The sequence below is a fragment of the Burkholderia sp. Bp8998 genome (genome assembly GCF_003854235.1).
Lineage (GTDB): Bacteria > Pseudomonadota > Gammaproteobacteria > Burkholderiales > Burkholderiaceae > Burkholderia.
Window position 1 is genome coordinate 113,818 of the sequence record NZ_QTQF01000019.1, and the last position, 24,628, is coordinate 138,445.

The 24,628-nt window shown below is 67.6% G+C and carries 20 protein-coding genes; 6 read left to right on the forward strand and 14 right to left on the reverse strand.

What is annotated here, in order from left to right; translation table 11 throughout:
• Window positions 1-3: 3 nt before the first annotated feature.
• The 3 genes from DIE06_RS20015 to DIE06_RS20025 are packed head-to-tail and all read right to left on the reverse strand — an operon-like array spanning window position 4 to window position 3,091.
• Complete coding sequence (locus tag DIE06_RS20015) at window positions 4-1,158, reverse strand: ABC transporter permease (RefSeq protein ID WP_124662832.1); 1,155 nt, start codon at window positions 1,156-1,158, stop codon at window positions 4-6.
• 18 nt (window positions 1,159-1,176) lie between these two features.
• Window positions 1,177-1,875, reverse strand: coding sequence for an ABC transporter ATP-binding protein (locus tag DIE06_RS20020; RefSeq protein ID WP_124662859.1), 699 nt, complete (start codon window positions 1,873-1,875; stop codon window positions 1,177-1,179).
• A 10-nt stretch (window positions 1,876-1,885) separates the two neighbouring features.
• The gene (locus DIE06_RS20025; protein ID WP_124662833.1) at window positions 1,886-3,091 is read right to left on the reverse strand and encodes an efflux RND transporter periplasmic adaptor subunit; all 1,206 of its coding nucleotides are present in this window, start codon (window positions 3,089-3,091) and stop codon (window positions 1,886-1,888) included.
• Between the two features lie 220 nt (window positions 3,092-3,311).
• Here DIE06_RS20025 and DIE06_RS39050 point away from each other — a divergent pair, with 220 nt between their 5' ends.
• Window positions 3,312-3,731, forward strand: coding sequence for a hypothetical protein (locus DIE06_RS39050; protein WP_260433660.1), 420 nt, complete (start codon window positions 3,312-3,314; stop codon window positions 3,729-3,731).
• A 78-nt stretch (window positions 3,732-3,809) separates the two neighbouring features.
• Here DIE06_RS39050 and DIE06_RS20035 read toward each other — a convergent pair whose 3' ends face one another.
• The gene (locus DIE06_RS20035) at window positions 3,810-4,577 is read right to left on the reverse strand and encodes a Mut7-C RNAse domain-containing protein (RefSeq protein WP_124662834.1); all 768 of its coding nucleotides are present in this window, start codon (window positions 4,575-4,577) and stop codon (window positions 3,810-3,812) included.
• On the opposite strand from DIE06_RS20035, the gene DIE06_RS20040 reads away from it, so the two are divergent.
• Together DIE06_RS20040 and DIE06_RS20045 are read left to right on the forward strand one after the other, a co-directional pair.
• Window positions 4,467-5,543: an NAD(P)-dependent oxidoreductase gene (locus DIE06_RS20040; protein WP_311767636.1), complete on the forward strand. Its 1,077-nt coding sequence runs from the start codon at window positions 4,467-4,469 to the stop codon at window positions 5,541-5,543. The genes DIE06_RS20035 and DIE06_RS20040 overlap by 111 nt on opposite strands.
• A gap of 71 nt (window positions 5,544-5,614) precedes the next feature.
• Entirely contained in the window at window positions 5,615-6,250 is a 636-nt protein-coding gene (locus tag DIE06_RS20045) for a LysE family translocator (RefSeq protein ID WP_124662836.1), read from the forward strand.
• A 56-nt stretch (window positions 6,251-6,306) separates the two neighbouring features.
• On the opposite strand, the gene DIE06_RS20050 is transcribed toward DIE06_RS20045, so the two are convergent.
• A complete protein-coding gene (locus tag DIE06_RS20050) occupies window positions 6,307-7,596 on the reverse strand; it encodes an MFS transporter (RefSeq protein ID WP_124662860.1) in 1,290 nt (429 codons plus the stop codon).
• Window positions 7,597-7,693: 97 nt separating this feature from the next.
• On the opposite strand from DIE06_RS20050, the gene DIE06_RS20055 reads away from it, so the two are divergent.
• On the forward strand, window positions 7,694-8,614 hold the full coding sequence (locus DIE06_RS20055; RefSeq protein WP_124662837.1) for a LysR family transcriptional regulator: 921 nt from the start codon (window positions 7,694-7,696) through the stop codon (window positions 8,612-8,614).
• 198 nt (window positions 8,615-8,812) lie between these two features.
• On the opposite strand, the gene DIE06_RS20060 is transcribed toward DIE06_RS20055, so the two are convergent.
• The 7 genes from DIE06_RS20060 to DIE06_RS20090 form a co-directional block, all read right to left on the reverse strand.
• Window positions 8,813-9,646 (reverse strand): OmpW family protein, encoded by an 834-nt coding sequence (locus DIE06_RS20060; RefSeq protein ID WP_124662838.1) that lies wholly within the window; start codon window positions 9,644-9,646, stop codon window positions 8,813-8,815.
• 16 nt (window positions 9,647-9,662) lie between these two features.
• A complete protein-coding gene (locus tag DIE06_RS20065; RefSeq protein WP_124662839.1) occupies window positions 9,663-10,904 on the reverse strand; it encodes a DUF2957 domain-containing protein in 1,242 nt (413 codons plus the stop codon).
• Window positions 10,905-11,056: 152 nt separating this feature from the next.
• Window positions 11,057-12,490 (reverse strand): DUF2957 domain-containing protein, encoded by a 1,434-nt coding sequence (locus DIE06_RS20070; RefSeq protein WP_124662840.1) that lies wholly within the window; start codon window positions 12,488-12,490, stop codon window positions 11,057-11,059.
• Between the two features lie 428 nt (window positions 12,491-12,918).
• Window positions 12,919-13,869: an N-acetyl-gamma-glutamyl-phosphate reductase gene (gene argC / locus DIE06_RS20075; protein ID WP_124662841.1), complete on the reverse strand. Its 951-nt coding sequence runs from the start codon at window positions 13,867-13,869 to the stop codon at window positions 12,919-12,921.
• Between the two features lie 188 nt (window positions 13,870-14,057).
• Window positions 14,058-14,630: a flavodoxin family protein gene (locus DIE06_RS20080; protein WP_124662842.1), complete on the reverse strand. Its 573-nt coding sequence runs from the start codon at window positions 14,628-14,630 to the stop codon at window positions 14,058-14,060.
• Between the two features lie 222 nt (window positions 14,631-14,852).
• Window positions 14,853-15,455 (reverse strand): YbhB/YbcL family Raf kinase inhibitor-like protein, encoded by a 603-nt coding sequence (locus tag DIE06_RS20085; protein ID WP_124662843.1) that lies wholly within the window; start codon window positions 15,453-15,455, stop codon window positions 14,853-14,855.
• 241 nt (window positions 15,456-15,696) lie between these two features.
• Window positions 15,697-16,383 carry an orotate phosphoribosyltransferase gene (locus DIE06_RS20090; RefSeq protein WP_006752465.1) on the reverse strand — a complete coding sequence of 229 codons (687 nt, stop codon included), beginning with the start codon at window positions 16,381-16,383 and terminating at the stop codon, window positions 15,697-15,699.
• A 467-nt stretch (window positions 16,384-16,850) separates the two neighbouring features.
• Between DIE06_RS20090 and DIE06_RS20095 the strand changes: the two genes are divergently transcribed.
• Window positions 16,851-19,121 carry an NADP-dependent malic enzyme gene (locus DIE06_RS20095; protein WP_124662844.1) on the forward strand — a complete coding sequence of 757 codons (2,271 nt, stop codon included), beginning with the start codon at window positions 16,851-16,853 and terminating at the stop codon, window positions 19,119-19,121.
• Window positions 19,122-19,276: 155 nt separating this feature from the next.
• On the opposite strand, the gene DIE06_RS20100 is transcribed toward DIE06_RS20095, so the two are convergent.
• Window positions 19,277-22,867, reverse strand: a complete 3,591-nt coding sequence (locus tag DIE06_RS20100) for an indolepyruvate ferredoxin oxidoreductase family protein (protein WP_124662845.1) — start codon at window positions 22,865-22,867, stop codon at window positions 19,277-19,279.
• 320 nt (window positions 22,868-23,187) lie between these two features.
• Here DIE06_RS20100 and DIE06_RS20105 point away from each other — a divergent pair, with 320 nt between their 5' ends.
• Window positions 23,188-23,382: a hypothetical protein gene (locus DIE06_RS20105; protein ID WP_124662846.1), complete on the forward strand. Its 195-nt coding sequence runs from the start codon at window positions 23,188-23,190 to the stop codon at window positions 23,380-23,382.
• Between the two features lie 141 nt (window positions 23,383-23,523).
• Here DIE06_RS20105 and hppD read toward each other — a convergent pair whose 3' ends face one another.
• Window positions 23,524-24,621 carry a 4-hydroxyphenylpyruvate dioxygenase gene (gene hppD, locus DIE06_RS20110; RefSeq protein ID WP_124662847.1) on the reverse strand — a complete coding sequence of 366 codons (1,098 nt, stop codon included), beginning with the start codon at window positions 24,619-24,621 and terminating at the stop codon, window positions 23,524-23,526.
• Between the last annotated feature and the right edge of the window lie 7 nt (window positions 24,622-24,628).

A 24,628-nucleotide genomic window follows, 5' to 3' on the forward strand; every position in this document is an offset into this window, starting at 1 on the left:
CGCCTACCCGATCGCCCGCAGGCCTTCGACCACGCGCACGCGCGCCGCTTGCCACGCCGGCACGAGCGCGGCCGCGAAGCCGACCGCGACCGAGCACGCGGCCTGCAGCGCCATCGTCTCGGCCGACACCTTGAACACCGGGAAGATGCCGCCCGCGGCCTGCTTGAAGAGGATCGCGGCGGGCGGCGTCGCGAGCATCCCGAGCCCACCACCGGCCACCGCGATCACGACCGATTCGCCGAACACGATCAGCGCGAGAAAGCCGGGGCCGAAGCCGAGCGCCTTCAGCGTCGCGTATTCGGCGGTGCGTTCGCGCGCGCTCATCGCCATCGCGTTCGCCATCACGGCCATGATGATCAGGATCACCACGTACGACACGACGCGGATCGCCGCGATGATCTGGTTCGACATCGCGACGAAGCCGAGCTGGAACGCCTGCTCGGTCTCGGTCAGCGTTTCGGCGAGCGAGTTCTTGAACACCGCGTCGACGTTGCGCGCGATCGCGGCGCCGTCGTCCGGGTTCGCGACGCCGAGCACGAACACGCCGACCTGGTCGGCCTGCTTCGGCGTGCGCTTGCGCACCGTCTCGTTCAGGTAGTCCCAGTGGAACACCAGCTGACGTGTGATCGTCGAGTCGTCGCGGCCGTCGAGAATGCCGCGCACGACGAAATCCCACGTGCCCGGATAGATCGTGCCCTTCAGCGGAATCACGTCGCCGATCCTGAAGCCGAACTGTGTCGCGAGCTGGCGCCCGACGAGGCAGCCGCGGCGGTCGCGGTCGTAGTCGGCGCGCTGCTGCGCCGGGAGGATGAATTCCGGATACAGGTCGAGGTAGTTCTCCGACACAGCGAAGCTCGCGAAGAAGTTCTTCGGGTCGCGATACACGCCGCCGAACCAGTTCGAACGGACCACGGCCGTCACGCCGTCGATGCCGCGGATCCGGTTCTCGTAGCTGACCGGCAGCGGGAACACGAGCGAGATCGCGTTGCGGGTGACGAGCCGGCCGCTCGACGCGGCGGCCGCGCCGGCGTACCACGCGTCGACGACGGTGTGCAGCAGCCCGAACGCCAGCACCGCGATGGTCAGCCCGAGCACGGTCAGCAGCGTGCGCAGCCGGTGCCGCAGCGCATTGCGCGCGATCAGCTTCAGCACGTACATCGCGCGCGCTCCCGTCCGTCAGACGGCGTGCCCATCGATCAGCTCCCCTTTTTCCAGATGCACGAGCGACCGCGCGGCGCCGGCCGCGTGCGCATCGTGGGTCACCATGATGATCGTCTTGCCGAGCTCGGCGTTCATCCGCTGCAGCATCGCGAGCACGTCGGTGGCCGATGCGCGGTCGAGGTCGCCGGTCGGCTCGTCGGCGACGATCAGCACCGGATCGGAGATCAACGCGCGCGCGATCGCGACGCGCTGCTGCTGGCCGCCCGACAGCTCGGACGGGTAATGGCTGGTCCGGTCGCCGAGGTTCACCATGTCGAGCACCAGCTCGACGCGCTCGCGCCGTTCGCGCCGCGACAGGTGCGTGAGCATCAGCGGCAGCTCGACGTTCTCGAACGCGGTGAGCACCGGCATCAGGTTGTAGAACTGGAAGATGAAGCCGACGTTCGCCGCGCGCCATTCGGCCAGCCGCGCTTCCTCGAGTCGCGTGATGTCGAGGCCGCCCACGCGCAACTCGCCGCTGTCGGGCCGGTCGATGCCGGCGACGAGATTGAGCAGCGTGCTCTTGCCGGAACCCGATGGCCCCATCAGCGCGACGAAGTCGCCTTCGCCGATGTCGAGCGTGATATCGGTCAGCACCGGCACGACCTGGTTGCCGCGCCGGTACGACTTCGCGACGTGGCTGATCTCGACGAGGGGCGGCGAGGCGTCGGTCACGCGCGCCACGCTACTTCTTCGCGACGGACACTTTCGCGCCGTCCTTCAGCTTCGCACCCGGCGCGAGCACGACCATGTCGCCGGGCTTCACGCCGCGGATCGCGACGAGTTCGCCGATCCGCGCGCCGGTCGTCACCGCCGTTGCATGCACCGTGTCGTCCTTCACGACGAACACGACCGGCCGGCCCTCGCGCTCGACCACGGCGCTCGCCTGCACGGCCGTCACCGGCTGCCGGTCCTGCGGCGACGCCGGCTTCGACAGGAATGCGATCTTCGCGCTCATGTCGGGCAGCACGCGCTCGTCGCGGTCGACGAAGCGCACCTTCACGAGCACCGTCGCCTTCGAGCGGTCGACGGTCGGCACGATGCGCGACACGCGGCCGGCGAAGCGCATGTCGGGCAGCGCGTCGAGCTGGATTTCGCACGGCTGCTCCGCGCGGATCTTCGCGATGTTCGATTCGGCGACGTCGGCCTCGACCTCGAGCGTGTCCATGTCGGCGATCGTCACGACCGCGCCCTTGCTGTCCGACGCGGACGAGAATGGCGTGATGTTGTCGCCGACGTTCGCGTGCTTCGCGAGCACGATGCCGTCGAACGGCGCGCGGATCACCGTCTGGTCGACCGCGACCTGCGCGGCCTGCGCGTTCGCTTCCGCGGACGCGATCGCGGCCTGGTCGCTGCTGATCGACGCGCGCGCCTTGTTCACGCGGGCCGTGTCGGTGTCGAGTTGCGCGGCCGGCACCGCGCCCTTCGGCGCGAGCACCGTGGTGCGGCGCAGCGCGATCTCGGCGTCCTTCAGCTCGGCCTGTTCGACGCCGAGATTTGCGCGGGCGACCTTCACCTGGGCGAGCGCCTGCGAAAGCGATGCCTCGACGTCACGGCTTTCGAGCCGCGCGATGATCTCGTCCTTCTTCACGCGGGTGCCTTCGAGCACGCCGAGCCATTCGACGCGCCCCTGGCCCTTCGACGCGACCGCGGCCTTGCGCTGCGGCACGACGTAGCCGGTCGCGTTGAGCTGGGTATCGTTCTGGTATGGGTAGGCGGACGTGACGGAGGTCGTGTCGACCGTCGGCCGGCCGGTGAGCGCGAGCACGGCGACGATCGCGACGATGACGAGCGCGGCGGCGGCCGCATAGCGGACCCACCGGCGCCGGCGTGGCGCGGGTGCGATCGGACGCCGGTCGATTTTCAGTTTGTCCAGATTGTGTTCGGGCAATTTGAGTGCCTCGAGACGGCAGCGGTCTGGCGACCGGCCGCGCTCCGGTTTCCGGGGAAAGGGACGGATGGATGCCCAGTATAGCGTCGCGTGGCAGCGCGCGAGAGCCGGTTTGCCCCGCCGCCGCGGCCGCCGGCGGCGGGCCGCGCGATGGCGGATACGCGTGGCGGGGCGGCCGGAAGCCGGCATCGTCGGGGAAAACCCGAGAGGTGCAAGCCGCGTGTCAACTCGCCGCGAAGTTGGCGCGTTGTGGAGCCAGTACGTCAGTCTTTGTCGCGGCGAAACGGCGCAAGCCGGCCGCCCGGCGGCACCGGAAACCCCGGCGCGACTGGTGTTCCGATGCGAATGCCTCGCATCTCTTACCGGTACGTTTGACTTTTTCTCCGCTAAAGGAAGAACAATGAAGAAGACGCTCGCTTCGATCATGACCGCAGCATTCGCACTCGCATCGGTTTCGGCATTCGCACAGGAGGCGGCTTCGGCGCCGGCAGGCGACGCGATGGCGCCCGCTTCGGCACCGATGAAGAAGGATCACAGCAAGCCGAAGCACCAGCTGAAGCAACACGGTTCGGCGAAGGGCAAGGCGAAGGCTGCTGCTGCTTCGGCTGCCGGCACGAACGACAAGGGCGCAGCAAACTAAGCCCGCTTCGCCGGGGCTGGCGTTGCCGGCCACCCGTCGCGAAACCCCGCACGCTCCGGCCTGCGGGGTTTTGTTTTTTCAGGCGTCCGCCGTGTCCGGCGTATCCGATGCGCCGTGCGCCGGCGCACGCATCGCGTCGACCACCGCGCGCATGCGCCGCCAGTGCGACCCTTCCCAGAACACGCGCCGGCACACGTCGCATGCGGCAAAGCGCCGGTGCCGCTGGCGGACGCCGGCCGGCACGCGCGGCGCGGCGTCCGCCGCATCGAGCGCGTGCAGCGGCGCGTTGCAGCGCAGGCACAGCCGGAACGGCCGCATGTGCGGCGCGAGGTCGAGCCGCGTGAACAACTCGCGCAGCTGCGCGTCCGGCTGCTGCGCATGCAGGTAGCAGCCGCGCACGACCGCGCGGCGCTTCAGCAGCTCGCGGTCGCGGGTCAGCACGATCCGGTCCTCGCGCGCGGCGAGCGCGACGAGTTCGTCGTCGCGGTAGTGGTTGTCGTAGCAGGTGTCGAAGCCGGCGAGGCGCAGCAGCTGCGCGAGGCCGCCGAGATGCGCGTCGGCGACGAAGCGCCAGCGGTCCGGTTGCGGCAGCGGCGAGGCGGCCGCCGGCGGCGCGCGTTCCGGATGGATGTCGACGCGGTCGCCGTCACCGAGCGGCCGGTCGAGGGCGGCCGGTGCGCCGTTCACGCAGAGCCGGCCGATTTCCGTATGCGGGACGCCGAGCGCCTCGACCGCATGCTTGACCGTCGCGTCGCGCGCAAATGCGTGCGCGAACGCGCGCTCGCGCCGTGCGCGTGCGAGAAACGCGTTCAGTTCGCCGTGGAAGCGGAAGGTCGCGGTCGCCATCCGGGCAGTATCGCACCGTGCACGCCCGGTCGCCGGGGCTGCAGGCCGCCGCCATCTGTGTTTAACTCCCCGCTTCACGGGTCGAAGGAGCGGGCAATGGATCTCGGATTTATCGGGCTGGGCGAAATGGGGCAGGCAATTGCGACGAACCTGCTGAAGGCGGGGCACGCCGTGCGGGTGTGGAACCGGTCGCGCGAGCGCGCCGAGCCGCTCGCCGCGCTGGGTGCGCAGATCGTCGCGACCCCGGCCGACGCGTTTCGCGGCGACGCCGTGTTTTCGATGCTCGCCGACGACGCGGCCGCGCGCGAAGTATTCGACGACGCGCTGCTTGCGCAGGCGCAGCGCGGCCTGATCCACGTGAACATGGCGACGGTGTCGGTCGCGCTCGCCGAGTCCCTCGCGCACGCACATGCGTCGCGCGGCCTCCAGTACGTCGCCGCGCCCGTGATGGGGCGCCCGGACGTCGCGGCCGCCGCGCGCCTGACGATCATGGCCGGCGGCCCGGCCGAGGCGATCGACCGCGTGCAGCCGCTGTTCGACGCGATCGGCCAGAAGACCTGGCGGTTCGGCTCGCTGCCGCAGCATGCGAACGTCGCGAAGATCGCGGCGAACTTCACGCTCGCGTCGGCGATCGAGACGCTCGGCGAGGCGTCCGCGCTGCTCGGCGCGCACGGCGTCGCGATGCGCGATTTCCTCGACGTGATCACGAACAGCGTGTTTCCGGGGCCGGTCTATGAAGGCTATGGCGGGATGATCGCCGAGCGCAGCTACGAACCCGCGCGTTTCAAGGCGCGCCTCGGGCTGAAGGACGTGCGGCTCGCGCTGCAGGCTGGCGACGCGGCATCGGTTCCGCTGCCGGTGGCGAGCGTGGTGCGCGACAGCCTGCTCGATGCGCTCGCGCACGGCGGCGGCGAACAGGATTTCGCGGTGCTCGGCGAAGTCGCGCTGCGCCGCGCGGGCCGCTGAGCCGATGCGGGACAGAAACGCCGCGCGCGCGGCATAATCGACATTTCGTTTCTCTTTCGGTCGGGGCGGTCATGAACCTGCATACGTGGTGGCTTTTCGTGGCGACGGTGTTCGTCGTATCGGCGATTCCGGGTCCGAACATGCTGCTCGTGATGACGCACGGCGCGCGGCACGGGCTGCGCCGCTCGTCGTCGACGATGGCCGGCTGCCTGAGCGCGCTGGTGCTGATGCTTGCCGTGTCCGCGGCAGGGCTCGGGGCGGTCCTCGAGGCATGGCCGGCGATGTTCGATGCGTTGCGCTTTGCGGGCGCCGCCTATCTGATCTATCTCGGCGTGAAGGCGTGGCGCGCACGCGTCGACGACGCGCCGGCCGCCGACGTCGATGCAGTCTTGCAGGGTGCATCGGCATCGCGCGGGGCGCTGTTCCGCAATGGTTTCCTGGTCGCGGGCAGCAACCCGAAGGCGATCCTGTTCGCGGCCGCGCTGCTGCCGCAGTTCATCAACGCAGCCGAGCCGACGCTGCCGCAGTTCGGCATCCTCGTCGTCACGTTCGCGGTGATCGAGGTCAGCTGGTATCTCGTCTACGCGTCGTTCGGCACGCGGATTGGCGCGACGCTGAAGAGCCAGAGCGTCGCGAAGGTCTTCAACCGGCTGACGGGCGGCATCTTCGTCGGCTTCGGCGCGATGATGGCGCTGGTCCGTCACTGATTTCGGCCTCCGCGGCCCGCCGGACGCCCCGCACCTCGTCAGAGGGCGGGGTGTTTTCATATCCGGGCCGGCGTCACGTGCGGCGCGGCGGCGTCGCTCCGCCGCCCGGCCGACACGCCGAAAGCGGCGGCCGCGCCCGCGAACGCGAAGCCGACACCGCACACGGCATGCCACCCGCCCCATGCCCACGCACTGCCCGCCAGCGCCGCGCCGAGCGCGCCGCCGACGAAGAACAGTCCGACGAACAATCCGTTCAGACGCCCGCGCGCGGCCGGGTTCAGCAGGTTGATTGCCCGACGGCCGATCGTCTGGTCGACGATCACACCCGCGTCGAGCAGCGCCGCGCCGCCGGCCAGCAGCGCCAGCGCGACGCCGCGATGCGCGTGCGCATCGAAGCCGAACCAGCCGGCGCCGGAGATGCCGAGCACGGTGAGCGCCGCGAGCATCGTCGCGTGCGCAATGCGCTGCGCGGCCGGGCCCTGGCCGCGATCGCCTGCCCGGCCGGCCAGCGGCGTGACGATCGCACCGCTCGCACCGGCGAACGCGAACAGCGCGATCCCGTGCAGGTCAAGGCCGAACGGCGGCTGCGCGAGCCGCAGCCCGACGGCGGTCCAGAACGCGCTGAATGCGGCCATCGCGAGCGCGGCCGACAGCGCATGCCGGCGCAGCACGGGTTCGTCGGCCAGCAGGCGGCCCATCGACGCGAGCAGCGCACGATAGCCGGCCGTCGCCGACGGTACGCGCGGCGGCAGGCGCAGCGCCAGCACCGCCGCGATCGCCGCGTTCGCGAGCGCGGCCAGCGCATAGAACGCTCGCCAGCCTGCCGTGCCCGCGATCAGGCTGGCGAGCGGCCGCGACAGCAGGATGCCTAGCATCAGCCCGCTCATCACGTTGCCGACCGCGCGCCCGCGCTGCGCTTCGGGCGCCATCGACGCGGCCATCGGCACCAGCATCTGGATCACGCTCGACGCGGCGCCGGCGGCCAGGGTCGCGAGCAGGAAGACGGTGCCGGACCGCGTGAAGGCCGGCAGCGCGAGCGCGGCCGCGCATACGGCGAGCGTCGCGACGATCAGGCGGCGGTTCTCGAGCAGGTCGACGAGCGGCACCAGCAGCACGAGGCCCGCCGCGTAGCCGAGCTGCGGCAGCATCGCGACGAGGCCCGCGAGGCCGGGCGGCAGCTGCAGGTTGGCGCTGATCGGGCCGGTCAGCGGTTGCGCGGCGAACAGGTCCATCACGATCACGCCGACAGTCGCGGCGAAGAAGAGTGTCATGCCCGTGCTCAGCACGGGCGGTGCGCCGCGCGCGGCGCGGCCGGGGGCGGAGCAGGAGTCGGCAGGGCAGTTCATCGGAAGCATGGGACGTCGAGCAAAGGAGTCCCCATCGTAGGAGTCGGATGTTTATGCGACAATTGAAATATATCTAACATGATTATGCGAGTTTGCTTTGAATACGCGTGATCTCCAGGCGTTCGTCGCGGTGGTCGACAGCGGGTCGATGGTCGCTGCCGCCGCGAAGCTCCATCTGACGCAGCCGGGCCTCACACGACGCGTGCAGAACCTCGAGACGCTGCTGGGCATGCCGCTGCTCGAGCGTCAGAGCAAGCCGCTGAAGCCGACCGCCGCCGGGCGAGACGTCTATGCGCTCGCGCGCAACGTGCTAGGCGCGGTCGACGAATTGATGGCGGCCGGCGCGCCGGACAGCGAGCCGTCCGGCGAACTGCGCATCGGCGTGCCGCCGTTCCTGTCCGAGCTGGCGCTCGAACGGCCGATCGACCGGCTGCGCGACGCGTTTCCACGGCTGACGCTGCGCGTGACGGCCGGCTGGTCGCCGGCGCTCGTGCAGGGCATCGAGCGCGGCACGCTCGATGTCGCGACGGTGATGGTGCCGGCCAGCGCGGCGCTGCCCGACACGCTGACGGCCACGCTGCTCGGCACGCAGCCGACGGTGCTCGTCGCCGCGCGCGATTTCCCGCTGCCCGACGGCCCGCTGTCGCTCGACGTGCTGTCGGGTTTCCCGTGGGTGCTGAGCCAGGACGGCTGCGGGATGCGTTCCGCGCTGAGTCGGGCGCTCGGCGCGGCGGGGCTGCCGTTCGACGTCGCGGTCGAGGCGTTCGGCTCTGAGTTGCAGCTGTCGCTCGTCGCGCGCGGTGCGGGCATCGGGATCGCGTCGCCCAACGCGCTGGCGCGCAGCGCGCATCGCGATGCGCTGAGGGTGGTGGAAACGGCGGGGCTGGAGACGCGGATCAACGTGTGGATCGTGCACGGCGCGTTGCCGGGCCGCCTGACGCGGCCGGTCGCGCTGCTGCGCGACGCGCTGGGCGCGGTGCTCGACCAGGAGAACGGGAAGGGGTCGGAGTCGAGCTAGCGATCTAGAGTGCGCATTCGAGGGAAAATCCTTATTTTCTCTACGGAAATGTTGCAATGCGGAAATCGATTCGCTATAGTTACACCTGTCTCCTCCATGTCTCCTCTGATATGGATTCAGCCCGCCTCTTAGGCGGGCTTTTTTTTGCCTGCGATTTTGCCGCGGGCCATCCATTCGTCCATCGTCCCTTCGCCGGCATCAGAACTTGTAGGTCATCCCGACATAGCTGATGATCGGATCGGCCTTCAGGTCCGATTTCGACTCGGAGAGCACCGTGCCGTCCGCCGCCTTGATCGTCACCGTCGACGTCGTCTTCAGCGGGATGTAGGTTACCGACGCGACCAGCCCGAAATGCTCGGTCATGTTGTACTGCAGGCCCGCGTTGAACACCGGCTGCCATGACGACGACGCCTTCGCTTCCACCGATGTCGTACCCGGTTTGCCCGCGCCCGCCGCGAGAATCGCACCGAGGTTGTCCTGCGTCTGCTTGATGAAGTTCGTGTTGAGCTGCAGGTCGCTGAACCAGTTGTACGACACGCCGAGGCCGAGGAACGGCCGGAACTTCGCGGTCGCCTGCCCGAAGTAGTACTGCAGCAGCACCGCCGGGCTCCACTGCCGCACACTCTTCACGATCGGGTTCACCGATGCGAGCCCGATGTTCTGCGTGCCGAGCGCGCCGGCAGGTCCTGGTGGCTTGATGGTCCCCTGGCCCGACACCTTGAACACCGGCGGCACGCCGGCCACCGACGTGACCGCGATGTGATCGGTCAGGAAGTGGCTGACCGTCAGGCCGACCGTATCCGCGCCGCTCGTACGCAGCCCGGTGCCCGGCGACGTGAACGACGGCGGCAGCCGCAGCGGCGTGTTGATCGGCGTGGGCGCGACGTTGGTTGTCATCGGCGTGCTGCTTTGCTGCGGCATCACGTGGAACCAGCCCAGCGTGACGACGTTGCTGCCGGCGCTCTGCGCGTGCGCCGCGAGCGGCGCGAGGGCGGCGGCGCCGGCCGCCGCGCAGAGAAGGGTCTTCTTCATCACGGCTTCCCCTCGCTTACTGGACGAACGCGCCGATCGTGAAATACGGCGTCGAACCCGCGTTGTCGAGGAAACCGAACACGCCACCGGTGAAGATGAACTTGCCGGTCGGCGACGTGCTGCCCGAACCCGTGTGGATCGTCGTGACCGTGCCCGGCACCTTCTGCGTGTAGTCCAGGTCGAGCGCGGTCGCGAGCGAGGCCTGCGACGGCTGGAACGGATCGAGCAGCGTGGCCTGGTTGTTGATCAGCGCGGTGGTCCGGTAGTCGAACTGGCTGTCGACGCCGATGTATTCGCCGTTTTGCGACCCGGCCGCGATCGTGGTCTGCGGCGCGAGGATCGAGATGCTCGATTCGTCGTCGGCGGTCAGGCCCGGCACGCCGTTGCTGTCGGGCGTCGGATTCGGGTTCGCGACACCCGTGCGCACGAGGATCGGCACCAGCTGGTTGCGCAGCTTGCCGACGATCATGAAGCCCTTGCCCTGCGGCGTCGCCGACAGCGTCGGCTTCAGCTGGCTCGCGTAATTGTTCGACTGGAACGCGCCGCTGCCGTCGGCGGACTGCACGAAGTTCGTGCCTTGCTGCGTGCACGCGCCGCCGGCGAACTGGCCGGTCGAGTCGCACTTGGTCCACGTGCCGTCCGCGTTGATCGTCACCTTCGCATCGATCGACGCCGGTGCGAATTTCTGCGACGGCACTTCGCCGAAGCCGATGTGACTGTACGTGCCCGCGACCTTCGTGATGTCGGTTTCGATCGACGAGAAGCCGATGAACGGGTAGTACGGGAATTTCGTGTCGGGCACCGCGGCCTGGCCGAGCACGCCGTCGAACTGGATCTCCTTGCCGGGAATCGTGCCGCCCGCGACACCGAAGCCGACGAAGATGCGCGCCGGACGCGACGCATCGAGGCTCGCGCCGTTCAGGCGGAATGCGCACTGGTTCAGCTTGTTGGTCGGCAGCAGCGTTTCCTGCGTGAGCGTGCCGCTGTCGACGGTGCCCGCGCGGGTCGGCGTGACGGTGCCGGTCTTTTGCGGTACCGGCGATTCGACATAGGTGACCTGCCAGGTCATCTTGGTCGTGTCGAGCTGGACCTTGGCCAATTCGCCGCTGCCCGCGCCGCCGGTGAACACGGTGCTGTAGTCGAGCGTTGCGGGGCAGAGCCGGTCTTCGACGAGCGGGGGCGGATTGTCGCCACCGCCGCCGCATGCGGAAAGAAGGGGGGCGGCAAGGGCCGCCGCCAGAACGAGGTTGCGCTTCATGTTGCTCCTCCAGATTTGTCTTGTCGGGCGGCCGGCTCCCTGTCGACCGCTTCTGTTGCTTGTGCTCGTGCTGCCGGCGCCGTGCCGGGCGCCGTCGTTTCGTGCCTTCCCTGCATTCCGCGGCGGCGCACCGGCCGCCGCGTCCCCGATCGTTACTTGCTGATCTGTGCGCCCACGCCGAAGTACGGTGTCGACGACGTGCTCGAGTTCGCCGACGTCGACGTGACGCCGCCGTTCACCGTGCCCTGTATCAGCGCCGCGTACAGGCCGCCGGTCGCGATCACCACGCCCGATGCGGACGGGTAGGTCGCACCGCTGGCCGGCGTCGTCGTCGTGTTCAGCAGCCCCGGCGTGCCTTGGCCGTAGTCGAGCGTGAAGGCGTCTTCCTCGGCCTGCGTGGTCGGGTTGATGAACGACGCGTTGCCGCCGCGGATCAGTGCGGCCGTGTACTTGAAGTTCGAATCCGCGCCCGCGTAGCCGCCGTCGATCGCGCCCGACTGGATCGCCGTTGCCTTGCCGAGCACCGCGATGCCCGATTCGTCGTCGACCTTGGCGTCGGTGTGCAGCGCGAGGTCCGTGCCCAGATAGACGTAGCCCGTGCGGACCACCACCGGCACGGTCGCGCCGTTGAGCTGGCCGATGACCATGTGCGCGGTCGCCGACTTGCCGGTCTGCCCGACGATCGGCAGCGACGTCTGCGGCAGGATCTGCGGCGCCTTCGTGCTGTCGAGGTAGCCGCCGTTCGCGGTGTTGACGGTCCACGGATCACCGGTCGTCTGGCAGCCCCCTGAACTCGTCGACGTGCATGCGCCGTTCGCATCGAACGTCTCGCTCGAATTCGTGCCCTTCGTCGCGTAGTTGCCTGACGGCACGAGGTGGTAGAGCAGCGCGTTGTAGGTGCCCGGCAGCTTCGTGAGGTCGGTCGTCGTGTTCGCGAAGCCGAGGAACGGGTAGAAGTCGAAGTGGCGGTTCGGCACCTGGCCGACGTTCTTGTAGATCGGGACGCCGGCGACGGTGATCGTCAGTCCGTCATACTGCACGGTCGCGCCGGGGATACCGCCGCCCGCGACACCCATGCCGACCAGCAGCATCGGCGGGTTTGCCTGGTTGAAGTCGGCGGCCGTCGAATAGGTCGAGCCGTTCGGTGCCGTGCCCGAACCCGGCGTGAGCACGAACGCGCAGCGCGTCTGCTCCGCAGTGGGCAGCGTGCCGGTCGGCGGGTGGATGACCTTGCCGGTGATCGTGGTGCCGGCGCGGCTCGGCGTGACCGTGCCGGTCGCGAGCGGAATCGGCGATTCGAGCCACTTGAGCGTGTACGTCATCGCGACCGCGTCGATGTTGACGCTGACGATCTCGCCGCTACCGGCGCCGCCGAGGTACGTGCTCTTCACGATGTCGGCGTCGGCCGGGCACAGCGCGCCGTTGACGGGCTGCGACGGCGGCGGCCCTTGCGTGCCGCAGCTCGATCCGGAACATTGGGGTGCTTCGATCGGCGCGGGCGAGCCGCCGTCTCCTCCACCACAGGCAATCAGGAAAGGGGCGATGGCAAAGGCCGTTGCCACCCCCTTCGATAAGGCGTGCGACATGCCGCTGTCTCCAGTCGTTTAATTGTGCGAGCTAATGTCGCTGTCTGGATTTTTGCTGTCAATTGATGAACTCGTCTAAAAAAGACGATTGAAACAAATTGCGCGTGATGAATCCTTGCCGGATGCGGCTTTCAGTAAGAATTAAAACGCGCGGAGGGTGGTAGAGTGCTGCTGAAGTGGGGCGACTGCCACACACGGAGGGCTCTCGAGGCCTTCCCGCGTGTAACGGCAGCGTTTAAAGCGACGGTATCCGGTTTATCCCTATTCGGGATGGACTGGATAAAGTGGGGCGAAATTAATTAACCGGTAATCGCGCAATGGAAAGCTTGTAAATATTTGTAAATGCGTGACCCGGATATTATTTATTGCCTGATACGGGCAAATAAAAAGCCGGCCAGCGGCCGGCTTTGCATCGCATGCAAGCGGAATCAGCGCGTGAGGCCTGCATCCTCCGCGGCACCGATGTTGAGGTTCATGCACTGGATCGCGGCACCCGATGCACCCTTGCCCAGGTTGTCGAGGCGCGCGACCGTGACGAAGCGCTCTTCGTTGCCGAACACGAACAGGTCGACGCGATTCGTGTCGTTGTTCGCCTGCACGTCGAAGAAGCCGCTGTCGAGATTCGCATCCGCGTTGAACGGCGCGACGCGCACGAACGGTTCGTCCGCGTAGTACTCGGCGAACACGCGCTGCACGTCCTGCGGCGTCGCGCGCTTCGCGAGCTGTTCGGGCGAGAAGTAGGTCGTCACGGCCAGGCCCTTCAGGAACGGCCCGACGATCGGCGTGAAGATCGGCGCGTGCGCGAGGCCCGTGTGCGCGGCCATTTCCGGCAGGTGCTTGTGTGCCAGCGCGAGTGCGTACGGACGCGGGCTTGCGAGCTTGCCGCCCGGCGCCGCGTTTTCGTATTCGGCGATCATCGACTTGCCGCCGCCGCTATAGCCGGTGATCGAGTAGCTGTGCGCGGCGAAGGTCGGCGCGACGATGCCTGCATCCACGAGCGGACGCATCGCGAGCACGAAGGCCGATGCGTGGCAGCCCGGCACGGCGATGCGCTTCGACGTGCGAATCTTCTCGCGCTGCGCGCGGGTCAGTTCCGGCAGGCCGTACGCCCAGTCGGCGCTCGTGCGAAACGCGGTGCTCGCGTCGATCAGCGTCGTGTCCGGGTTGTCGACCAGCGAGGCCGATTCGCGCGACGCGACATCCGGCAGGCACAGGAACGTGACGTTCGACGCATTGATCAGGCGGCGGCGCTCGTCGACGTCCTTGCGCTTCGCTTCATCGATGCGCAGGATCTCGATGTCGTTGCGCGCCGACAGGTATTCGAAGATCTTGAGGCCGGTCGTACCTTCCTGGCCGTCGACAAAAACTTTGGTGCTCATTTCGCTCTCACTGAATGAAACGGGAGCCGCGGCGCCCTGAAACCGCCATTTTAAGACGTCATCCGGCGGGCCTGCATCGCACGGGGTGAAAAAAAGACGGCCCGCGGGCCGTCTTGTGTCCCTTTCACGCACCAGCACCGCGTTGCCGCGCCACCGGCGGCGCGAACCGGGCGCGCGTGCCGCCGCGTTCAGCGGCCGCCGGCCACCCAGCGGGCCGTCGCTTCGGCGACGCGCCGGCCGAACGCCTTCGCGGTCTCGAGGTCGCCGGGCAGCGGGCCCTCGTCGGGCGTTGCGTCCGCCGGCGACTGCGCGAGCAGGCCCGTGAAGCCGCCGACGTAGTTGATGTCGTTGCGCGTGGCCGCCTTCGAGTTGGCCGGCATCATGCCCGTGCCGACCCACACCATCCCATGTTGCATCGCCAGCGTGACGAAATACTGAATCGTCGAGAACTTGTCGCCGTTCATCGTCGCGGAGTTCGTGAAGCCCGCGGCGATCTTGTCCTTCCACTTCTGCGTGAACCACGGTTTCGACGTGGCATCGGCGAACTGCTTGAACTGCGCGGACGGGCCGCCCATGTACGTCGGTGCGCCGAAGACGATCGCGTCCGCCGCGTCGAGCGCAGCCCAGCCCGCGTCGTCGAGTTCGCCGACGGCGATCAGGTGTGCGGTGGCGCCGGCGTCCTGCGCGCCGGCGTGGACGGCGTCGGCCAGTTTCTGCGTGTGACCGTAGCCGCTGTGATAGACGATGACGATGTTCGACATGAAGCGTTCTCCGGAAGGGGGCGAAACGGCGGGCGCCATGGCCTGCCGCGTCACGCGCCGCGGTCGGGCGGCGCGACGGATGCGCGGCGGGATGCCGCGACCGGTGCAGCCGAGTCTAGCAAGCCGAAATGACGGGAGAAAAGCGCGCGGGCGGCGCACTGAAATTCGCGGGCGCGGGCAATCTCGACCGGCGACACGCGACACGCGGTGGCGTGCGAGCGCTTACTGTCCGTAGGTGACCGTGAGCCTTGCGGTGCCGATCGTCAGCGTGTCGATCTCGTGCTCGAACATCGGGGCGGGGCGCCCTTGCGCGACGCGCAGGTCCGTGCCCTTCAGCGCATACACGGTGATCACGTAACGGTGCGGCTTGCCGGGCGGCGGGCACGGGCCGCCGTAGCCGTCGATCCCGAAGTCGTTGCGCGCTTCACTCGCACCGATGCGGCGCAGGAAGCCCGACGCGCTCGCGTCGGCCGGCAGTTTCGTGACGCTCGCCGGGATGCCGGCGACCGCCCAGTGCCACCAGCCGTGCCCCGGCGCATCGGGATCGAAGATCGTGATCGCATAGCCGCGCGTGCCGGGCGGCGGGTTGCGCCAGCTGAGCTGCGGCGAGCGGTTGTCGCCCTTGCAGTCGCCGCGGTCGAACACGTTCGCGGCGCCGACGCGCCCGCCGGGCGTCAGCTCGTCGCTCGACACGGTGAACGGGCCTTCCGCCCGCGCGGGCAGAACGGCGAACGCGACGCTCGCGGCGGCGCAGAGAAGGGCGGCGATGAACGGAGACGGACGACCCGGGGGCGCAGGCGAAGTGATCCGGCGATCCACACGCATATGGCGCTTCTCCCGTCACATGGGCCGGGTCGATGCCCCCGGCATTGATGGCGTTGTGCGTTGCCCGCGCAGCTGATCGCGGCGATGGATCAAGTCTAGCATTAGGGTTCGATGAGCGATGCATGCCGTGGCCCGCGATTCGGGCCAGCCCTGATGCGGATCGGCGGGACGAAAAAAAACCGCTCGCGATCAAGCGAGCGGCTTTTTCAGTCAGGGTGCCGGCCCGAGAGCCGGCGCGGCGTCACTCCTTCGGGGCCGTCGCGCCGCCGTGCGCGGCCGACCACTCGGCCGGCGCGTGCAGGAACTTCTCGACTTCGTCGAGCGTCTTGGTCTCGAAGTAGCCCGACGCCTTCGCGACGCGCAGCACGTCCCACCAGGTCGCCAGCGCGTGCAGGTCGACGTCGATGTCCTTCAGGACCGACACGCTTTCCTTGAAGATGTTGTAGTGGAACAGCACGAAGCAGTGGTTCACCGTCGCGCCCGCGGTGCGCAGCGCGTTGACGAAGTTGATCTTGCTGCGGCTGTCGGTCGTCAGGTCTTCCACCAGCAGCACGCGCGAGCCTTCTTCCAGATGACCTTCGATCTGCGCGTTGCGGCCGAAACCCTTCGGCTTCTTGCGCACGTACTGCATCGGCACCATCATGCGGTCCGCGAGCCATGCCGCGAACGGGATGCCGGCCGTCTCGCCGCCCGCCACCGAGTCGATCTGCTCGAAGCCGACGTCGCGCATGATCGTCGTTTCCGCCATTTCCATCAGCGCACGACGCACGCGCGGATACGAGATCAGCTTGCGGCAATCGATGTAGACGGGGCTTGCCCAGCCGGACGTGAAGATGAACGGTTTTTCGGCATTGAAGTGCACCGCCTGCACTTCGAGCAGGATTTTGGCGGTCGTATCCGAGATCGACTGACGATCGTAGCCTGTCATGGGCATTCCTTGGGTGATGAGCGAGGAGCGGGCGCGGGCCCGGTGGCGCAGCAAGGGGAACCTGCCCGAGGGAGGGGCCGGGGTGCGATCGGCGGGCCAATCGCATCGCTGCGCGCGTAGCCGGCTATTTTACCCGATTCAGGCAGGTTTTCGGCGGAATTCGCGCAGGTTCAGCGCGCGCTTCACCACCGGCGAAACAAACGGGGCGCGAACGGCCCGATGCTGATGCCGTGGATGCGGCGCCGCACCAACGGACGTCATTTAGGGGGTGTACACTAGGCGACCCTTAGAAATCGTTCAGTACTTTGTACTTTCTTCTTGCCACTACCCGCCAAGGTTCGATGGCGTGCCGACCCGGCGCGTCGCGTGCCGTCTCGCAGTCGACCATCCTCTCGATTCAAGCAGACACGGCTGAAGGTGCTGTGTACTGAACCGTCAAAATTTCGCATGTCTCTCGCAGGTCAATCATGGACGAACAACTGAAGCAGGCCGCACTCGCTTATCACCTGAACCCGAAACCCGGCAAGATTTCGGTCACCCCGACCAAGCCGCTGTCGAACCAGCTCGATCTGTCGCTCGCGTATTCGCCGGGCGTCGCTGCGGCGTGCGAGGCGATCCACGCCGATCCGCTCGACGCGCAGAAGTACACGTCGCGCGGCAACCTCGTCGGCGTCATCACGAACGGCACGGCCGTGCTGGGCCTCGGCAACATCGGCCCGCTGGCCGCGAAGCCGGTGATGGAAGGCAAGGGCTGCCTGTTCAAGAAATTCGCGGGCATCGACGTGTTCGACATCGAACTGTCGGAGTCCGACCCCGACAAGCTCGTCGAGGCGATCGCGATGCTCGAGCCGACGCTCGGCGGTATCAATCTCGAGGACATCAAGGCGCCGGAATGCTTCTACATCGAGCAGAAGCTGCGCGAGCGCATGAAGATCCCCGTCTTCCACGACGACCAGCACGGCACCGCGATCATCGCGTCGGCCGCGATCCTGAACGGCCTGAAGGTCGTCGGCAAGAAGCTGTCGGAAGTGAAGCTCGTATGTTCGGGCGCGGGTGCCGCGGCGATCGCGTGTCTGGACCTGCTGGTGAACCTCGGCCTGACGAAGTCGAACATCCTCGTCGCCGACTCGAAGGGCGTGATCTACGAAGGGCGCGGCAACCTCGACCCGTCGAAGCAGCGCTATGCGGCGACCACCGACGCGCGCACGCTCGCCGACGCGATCATCGGTGCGGACGTGTTCCTCGGCTGCTCGAGCGCGGGCGTGCTGAAGCAGGACATGGTCAAGACGATGGGCGAGCGCCCGCTGATCCTGGCGCTCGCGAATCCGGAACCGGAAATCCGCCCGGAAGACGCGAAGGCCGTGCGCCCGGACGCGATCGTCGCGACCGGCCGTTCGGACTACCCGAACCAGGTCAACAACGTGCTGTGCTTCCCGTTCATCTTCCGCGGCGCGCTCGACGTCGGCGCGACGACGATCACGGAAGAAATGAAGCTCGCGTGCGTGCGCGCGATCGCCGAGCTGGCCGAGGAAACCGACCAGAGCGAGGAAGTCGCGAAGGCATATGAAGGCCACTCGCTCGAGTTCGGGCCGGACTACCTGATTCCGAAGCCGTTCGATCCGCGCCTGATCATCAAGATCGCGCCGGCCGTCGCGCAAGCCGCGATGGATTCGGGCGTCGCCACGCGCCCGATCCAGGACATGGACGCCTACCGCGAGCAGCTCGGCGCGACCGTCTACCGCACCGGCATGGTGATGCGCCCGGTGTTCGCGACCGCGAAGAAGAAGCAGGCGCGCATCGTGTTCGCCGAGGGCGAGGACGAGCGCGTGCTGCGCGCCGCGCAGTTCGTGCTGCAGGAAAAGATCGCGAAGCCGATCATCGTCGGCCGTCCGTCGGTCGTCGAGATGCGCCTCGTGAAGATCGGCTCGAAGCTGAAGGCCGGCGTCGATTTCGAGATCGTGAATCCGGAAGACGACACGCGCTACCACCGCTACTGGCAGGCATACCACGAGATCGGCGCGCGTGACGGCGTCACGCCGGAAGTCGCGAAGGCCGCGCTGCGCAAGTTCAATACGTTGATCGGCGCGATGCTCGTGCACCTGGGTGATGCGGACGGCATGATCTGCGGGATGATCGACACGTACCACACGCACCTGAAGTTCATCGAGCAGGTGCTGGGCCGTGCGAAGGGCGCCGAGCACTACGCGGCGATGAACCTGCTGATGCTGCCGGGCCGCAACCTGTTCCTGTGCGACACGTACGTGAACGAACTGCCGAGCGCCGAACAGCTCGCCGACATGACGATCCAGGCGGCCGCCGAGATCGAGCGTTTCGGCATCGCGCCGAAGGCCGCGCTGCTGTCGAACTCGAACTTCGGCAGCGCGCCGTCGGCGTCGTCGCGGCGCATGGCCGAAGCTCGCAAGCTGATCAGCGAGCGTGCGCCGAACCTCGAGGTCGATGGCGAAATGCACGGCGACGCGGCGCTGTCGGAAGCGGTCCGCAAGGCCGCGTTCCCGGGCACGACGCTGTCGGGCGAAGCGAACCTGCTGATCATGCCGAACGTCGAAGCGGCGAACATCGCGTACAACCTGCTGAAGATGGTCGGCGGCGAAGGCGTGACGGTCGGCCCGTTCCTGCTCGGCGCGGCGAAGCCGGTCCACATCCTGACGCCGGCCGCGACCGTGCGCCGGATCATCAACATGACGGCAGTGGCCGCCGCGAACGCGAACACGAAGTAAGTTCGCGCCCGCGTGCGCCGCGCATCACGCGCGGCGCAATGAAAAACGCCACGGAACCAGCGTTCCGTGGCGTTTTTTTGTGCGTTTCTTTTTGAACCAGCCGCCGGCAGGGCGGCGGGGCGGGCGTCCCGACCGCGAACGCCCGCCGCGTACCGTTACGCGACCTGCTGGTGCGACTGGCCGCCCGTCGGCGAACGCCACTTCGCGAGCAGCGTGTCCCACTTCCGGCGCACCGCGCGCAGGTTGTTCTCCTTCACGTGGCCGTAGCCGCGAATGCCGTCCGGCAGCGCCGCGAGCTCGAGCGCGAGCGGGCGGTTGGCCGCGTTCAGCTTGGCGAGCACCTCGCCGATCAGCGTTTCGTACTCGCCGATCAGCGCGCGCTCGGTGCGCCGCTCCTCGGTGCGGCCGAACGGATCGAGCCCCGTGCCGCGCAGGAACTTCGCCTTCGCGAGCAGCCGGAACGCCGACAGCATCCACGGGCCGTAAGCCTTCTTCACGAGATGGCCGTGCGCGTCCGTCTTCGCGAACAGTGGCGGCGCGAGGTGGAATTTCAGCTTCCAGTCGCCTTCGAACTGGGACGACAGACGCGCGAGGAACGCGGGATCGGACTGCAGCCGCGCGACTTCGTATTCGTCCTTGTACGCCATCAGCTTGAACAGGTTGCGCGCGACCGCCTCGGTCAGCGGCTCCTGCACGACATCGCCGTCCTCCAGCGCGCGTTCGGCCGCCCGCACCTTGTCGACGAAGGCCGCATAGCGCGACGCATAGGTGGCGTTCTGGTACGCGGTGAGGAAGTCCACGCGCGTCGCGATCAGCGCGTCGACCGCCTTCTTCGTGTGCAGCGCGATCACCGTCGCACCCTGCGCCGGGCGTGCGTCGCCGGCCGCGGCCTGCTTCACGCTCGCGAGGTCGTGCGCGGCGCGGCGGCCCCAGTCGAACGCCGCCCGGTTCTTCTCGACCGACACCGCGTTCAGCTCGATCGCGCGTTCGAGCGACGCAAGCGTGAGCGGCAGCCAGCCCTTCTGCCACGCGTAGCCGAGCACGAACGGGTTCGTGTAGATCGCGTCGCCGAGCAGCGCGACCGCGAAGCGGTTTGCGTCGATGAAGTCGACGGCAACACCTGCCGCCGCGCGGATGTCATTCTCCGCGGATAGGCCGGGGAACGCCCAGTTCGGGTTCTTGATGAACTCGGCGGTCGGCGTCTGCGCGCTGTTGACGACCACGCGGGTCGTGTCGTGCCGCATCCGCGACGTGCACTCGTCGCCGGCCGTGACGATCGCGTCGCAGCCAATCACGAGATCGGCTTCGCCCATCGCGATCCGCGTCGCGTGGATGTCGGTCGGCGCGTGCGAGATCTGCACGTGGCTCATCACGGCGCCGCCCTTCTGCGCGAGGCCCGTGACGTCGAGCACGGTCACGCCCTTGTTCTCCAGGTGCGCGGCCATCCCGAGCAGCGCGCCGATCGTGACGACGCCCGTGCCGCCCACGCCCGTGACGAGCACGCCGTATGCGCGGTCGATCGCCGGCAGCGTCGGCTCCGGAATCGGCGGCAGCGCACCGCCGTCCACCGACACGGCCTTCGGCTTCTTCAGCTGGCCGCCCTCGACCGTGACGAAGCTCGGGCAGAAGCCCTTCACGCACGAGAAGTCCTTGTTGCAGCTCGACTGGTTGATCTGGCGCTTCGTACCGAATTCGGTTTCCAGCGGCTCGACCGACAGGCAGTTCGACTGCACCGAGCAGTCGCCGCAGCCTTCGCACACCGCGTCGTTGATCACGACGCGCTTCGCCGGGTCCGGATACGTGCCGCGCTTGCGACGGCGGCGCTTCTCGGTCGCGCAGGTCTGGTCGTAGATCAGGATCGTCGTGCCTTCGATCTCGCGCAATTCACGCTGCACGTCGTCGAGCTGGTCGCGGTGATGGATCGTCACGCCCGGCGCGAGCAGCGCCTTCTGGTTGTCGTACTTCTCCGGCTCGTCGGTGACGATCACGATCTTCTTCGCGCCTTCGGACGCGAGCTGGTGCGTGATCTGCGGCACCGTCAGCACGCCGTCGACCGGCTGGCCGCCCGTCATCGCCACGGCGTCGTTGTAGAGGATCTTGTAGGTGATGTTCGCCTTCGACGAGATCGCCGCGCGCACCGCCAGCAGGCCCGAGTGGAAATAGGTGCCGTCGCCGAGGTTCGCGAACACGTGCTTCTCGTCCGTGAACGGCGCCTGGCCGATCCACGGCACGCCTTCGCCGCCCATCTGGCTGAAGGTGCTCGTGTTGCGGTCCATCCACACCGTCATGTAGTGGCAGCCGATGCCTGCGATCGCGCGCGAGCCTTCCGGCACGTTGGTCGACGTGTTGTGCGGGCACCCCGAGCAGAACCACGGCTTGCGCTCGGTCTGCACGTGCGGCTTCGCGAGCGCCATTTCCTTCGCGTTGATCACCGCGAGCCGAGCGGCGATGCGCGCGCGCACGTCGGACGGCAGCTCGAACTTCTCGAGGCGCGTCGCGATCGCCTTCGCGATGATCGCGGGCGACAGTTCATAGTGCGCGGGCAGCAGCCAGTTGCCCATCGGCACCGACCATTCGCCGCCGGCGCCGTCCTTCTCGTCGAACTTGCCGAACACACGCGGGCGCTGCGCATCGGGCCAGTTGTACAGTTCTTCCTTGATCGCGTATTCGAGGATCTGGCGCTTTTCCTCGACCACGAGGATTTCGTCGAGGCCGCGCGCGAACGCCTGTGCGCCCTGTGCTTCGAGCGGCCATACGCAGCCGACCTTGTACAGGCGGATGCCGATCCGCGCGCAGGTTTCGTCGTCGAGGCCGAGGTCCGTCAGCGCCTGGCGCACGTCGAGATACGCCTTGCCGCCCGTCATGATCCCGAAGCGCGCATTCGGCGAATCGATCTCGATCCGGTCGAGCTTGTTCGCGCGCACATAGGCGAGCGCCGCGTACCACTTGTAGTCGAGCAGCCGCGCTTCCTGCACGAGCGGCGGGTCGGGCCAGCGGATGTTCAGGCCGCCTTCCGGCACGATGAAGTCGGTCGGCAGCACGATCTCGGTGCGATGCGGGTCGATGTCGACCGAGGCCGACGATTCGACTACGTCCGTCACGCACTTGAGCGCGACCCACAGGCCCGAGTAGCGGCTCATTGCCCAGCCGTGCAGGCCGAAGTCGAGATATTCCTGCACGTTCGACGGGAACAGCACGGGCAGCCCGCAGGCCTTGAATATGTGTTCGGACTGGTGCGCGAGCGTCGACGATTTCGCTGCGTGGTCGTCGCCGGCGAGCACGAGCACGCCGCCGTGCTTCGACGAGCCGGCCGAGTTCGCGTGCTTGAAGACGTCGCCGGTGCGGTCGACGCCCGGGCCCTTGCCGTACCACATGCCGAACACGCCGTCGTGCTTCGCGCCGGGGTACAGGTTCACCTGCTGCGAGCCCCACACGGCGGTGGCGGCGAGATCTTCGTTGAGACCGGGCTGGAAGACGATCTGGTGGGCCGCGAGGTGCTGCTTGGCCTTCCAGAGCGAGAGGTCGAGGCCGCCGAGCGGCGAGCCGCGATAACCGGAGATGAAGCCGGCCGTGTTGAGGCCGGCGGCGCGGTCGCGTTCCTGCTGGAGCATCGGCAGGCGCACGAGCGCCTGGATGCCGCTCATGTACGCGCGGCCGCGTTCGAGCGTGTATTTGTCGTCAAGCGTGACGGACTTCAGCGCGGCTTCAAGCGACGCGCGTTGGCCTGCGTCTAGCGGGGCATTCATTGAACAGTCTCCTCCACCCAGTTTGGGATCACCAAAGCTTCAAGTGCGTCGACGTCTTGTGAACGTCTCGGCAGTGGCCGGCATATTGGCCGGTTTTAAGCGATGGTAGCACTGGGATAAACCCGTCGCCCATCGGCCGGTCGGCCACGGCGCATCGACAAAACGGCGTGCCGCCATGCGTTACATCATGTAAAAGCATGTAAAGCCGGCCCCATCTTCGTACAAATGCCGTTAATCTTGTCGGCCTGCCGGAGGTGCCCGGCCGCGTCGGCCCGTTTCGACGCAACCGGGGAGGCGCCGGCAGTTTTAAAGGAGGTGCAATGAACACACGTCATATCCAGAGTTTCCTGATCGTGTCCGCCGCGTTTTTCGCGATGACCGGCCCGGTGCGCGCGCAAGGTGCGAGCGCACTGGCGGCAGCCGGCGCGCAGATGCGCCAGATCGCGCCGGCACAGGACGCCGACGCACAGCCCGCGACCGCTCGCGCCGTCGTGTCGAAGGCGAACGTGCGTTGATCCGTTCGCGCGGCCGCCGGGCCGCGCCGCAACGACGAAAACGAAAAAAGGGCGGGAATCGCAAGATTCCCGCCCTTTTTCATTGTGGCGCTGATGGTCACGCGGCCGCCCGGGCTGCCGGGCGTCGCGCGGCCGTCTGCGTCAGGCCTTGTCCTGGACCACGCCGCGGCGGATCTGGTCGAGTTCGATCGATTCGAACAGCGCCTTGAAGTTGCCTTCGCCGAAGCCCTGGTTGCCCTTGCGCTGGATGATCTCGAAGAAGATCGGGCCGATCTGGTTCTCGGTGAAGATCTGCAGCAGCAGGTCGTCGCGGGCGCCGTCGATCAGGATCTTGCGCTTCTTCAGCTCGTCCAGCGATTCGCCGTGGTTCGGCACGCGGCGGTCGACCAGCTCGTAATACGTGTCGATCGTGTCGAGCAGCTTCACGTCCTTGCCGCGCAGGCCGTCGACCGCGCCGTAGATGTCGTTCGTGCCGAGCGCGATGTGCTGGATGCCTTCGCCGTGGTATGCGTCGAGGTATTCCTGGATCTGGCCGGCGGTGTCCGAGCCTTCCTCGTTGATCGGAATCCGGATCTTGCCGCACGGCGACGTCATCGCCTTCGACTTCACGCCCGTCACCTTGCCTTCGATGTCGAAGTAGCGCACTTCGCGGAAGTTGAACAGGCGCTCGTAGAACTCGGCCCATTCCTGCATGCGGCCGCGATGCACGTTGTGCGTCAGGTGGTCGATATAGGTGAGGCCGTGGCCGACCGGGTTCGGGTTCGCGCCGGCGATCGGCTCGAAGTCGACGTCGTAGATGCTGATGTCGCCGATCGCGCCCGGCTGCGCGCCGTTCTTGCCGCGCCAGCGGTCGACGAAATAGATCAGCGAATCGCCGATGCCCTTGATCGCCGGGATGTTCAGCTCCATCGGGCCGGTCTTGTTGTCGAAGCCCCACGCGCCGAGTTCGAGCGCGTGCTTGTATGCCTTCGCGGCGTCCTGCACGCGGAACGCGATCGCGCAGATCGACGGGCCGTGCAGGCGCGCGAAGCGTTGCGCGAACGAATCGGGTTCGGCGTTGATGATGAAGTTGATGTCGCCCTGGCGGTAGACCGTCACGTCCTTGTGGCGATGGCGCGCGATCGCGGTGAAACCCATCCGTTCGAACAGTTGTCCGAGCGCTTTCGGATCCGGCGCGGTGTATTCGATGAATTCGAAGCCGTCGGTGCCGACGGGGTTGTCCCAGTTGGGGATCTGCATGCCGTGT

What these genes read in the sequence shown, in the direction of transcription:
- DIE06_RS20105 (WP_124662846.1), top strand. Translation starts at nt 23,188, where the DNA reads ATGAACACACGTCATATCCAGAGTTTCCTGATCGTGTCCGCCGCGTTT.
- DIE06_RS20090 (WP_006752465.1), bottom strand. Translation starts at nt 16,383, where the DNA reads ATGACAGGCTACGATCGTCAGTCGATCTCGGATACGACCGCCAAAATC.
- hppD (WP_124662847.1), bottom strand. Translation starts at nt 24,621, where the DNA reads ATGCAGATCCCCAACTGGGACAACCCCGTCGGCACCGACGGCTTCGAA.
- DIE06_RS20040 (WP_311767636.1), top strand. Translation starts at nt 4,467, where the DNA reads ATGCTTGACCGTCGCGTCGCGCGCAAATGCGTGCGCGAACGCGCGCTC.
- DIE06_RS20015 (WP_124662832.1), bottom strand. Translation starts at nt 1,158, where the DNA reads ATGTACGTGCTGAAGCTGATCGCGCGCAATGCGCTGCGGCACCGGCTG.
- DIE06_RS20100 (WP_124662845.1), bottom strand. Translation starts at nt 22,867, where the DNA reads ATGAATGCCCCGCTAGACGCAGGCCAACGCGCGTCGCTTGAAGCCGCG.
- DIE06_RS20085 (WP_124662843.1), bottom strand. Translation starts at nt 15,455, where the DNA reads ATGCGTGTGGATCGCCGGATCACTTCGCCTGCGCCCCCGGGTCGTCCG.
- DIE06_RS20035 (WP_124662834.1), bottom strand. Translation starts at nt 4,577, where the DNA reads ATGGCGACCGCGACCTTCCGCTTCCACGGCGAACTGAACGCGTTTCTC.
- DIE06_RS20060 (WP_124662838.1), bottom strand. Translation starts at nt 9,646, where the DNA reads ATGAAGAAGACCCTTCTCTGCGCGGCGGCCGGCGCCGCCGCCCTCGCG.
- argC (WP_124662841.1), bottom strand. Translation starts at nt 13,869, where the DNA reads ATGAGCACCAAAGTTTTTGTCGACGGCCAGGAAGGTACGACCGGCCTC.
- DIE06_RS20065 (WP_124662839.1), bottom strand. Translation starts at nt 10,904, where the DNA reads ATGAAGCGCAACCTCGTTCTGGCGGCGGCCCTTGCCGCCCCCCTTCTT.
- DIE06_RS20095 (WP_124662844.1), top strand. Translation starts at nt 16,851, where the DNA reads ATGGACGAACAACTGAAGCAGGCCGCACTCGCTTATCACCTGAACCCG.
- DIE06_RS20050 (WP_124662860.1), bottom strand. Translation starts at nt 7,596, where the DNA reads ATGAACTGCCCTGCCGACTCCTGCTCCGCCCCCGGCCGCGCCGCGCGC.
- DIE06_RS20045 (WP_124662836.1), top strand. Translation starts at nt 5,615, where the DNA reads ATGAACCTGCATACGTGGTGGCTTTTCGTGGCGACGGTGTTCGTCGTA.
- DIE06_RS20080 (WP_124662842.1), bottom strand. Translation starts at nt 14,630, where the DNA reads ATGTCGAACATCGTCATCGTCTATCACAGCGGCTACGGTCACACGCAG.
- DIE06_RS20070 (WP_124662840.1), bottom strand. Translation starts at nt 12,490, where the DNA reads ATGTCGCACGCCTTATCGAAGGGGGTGGCAACGGCCTTTGCCATCGCC.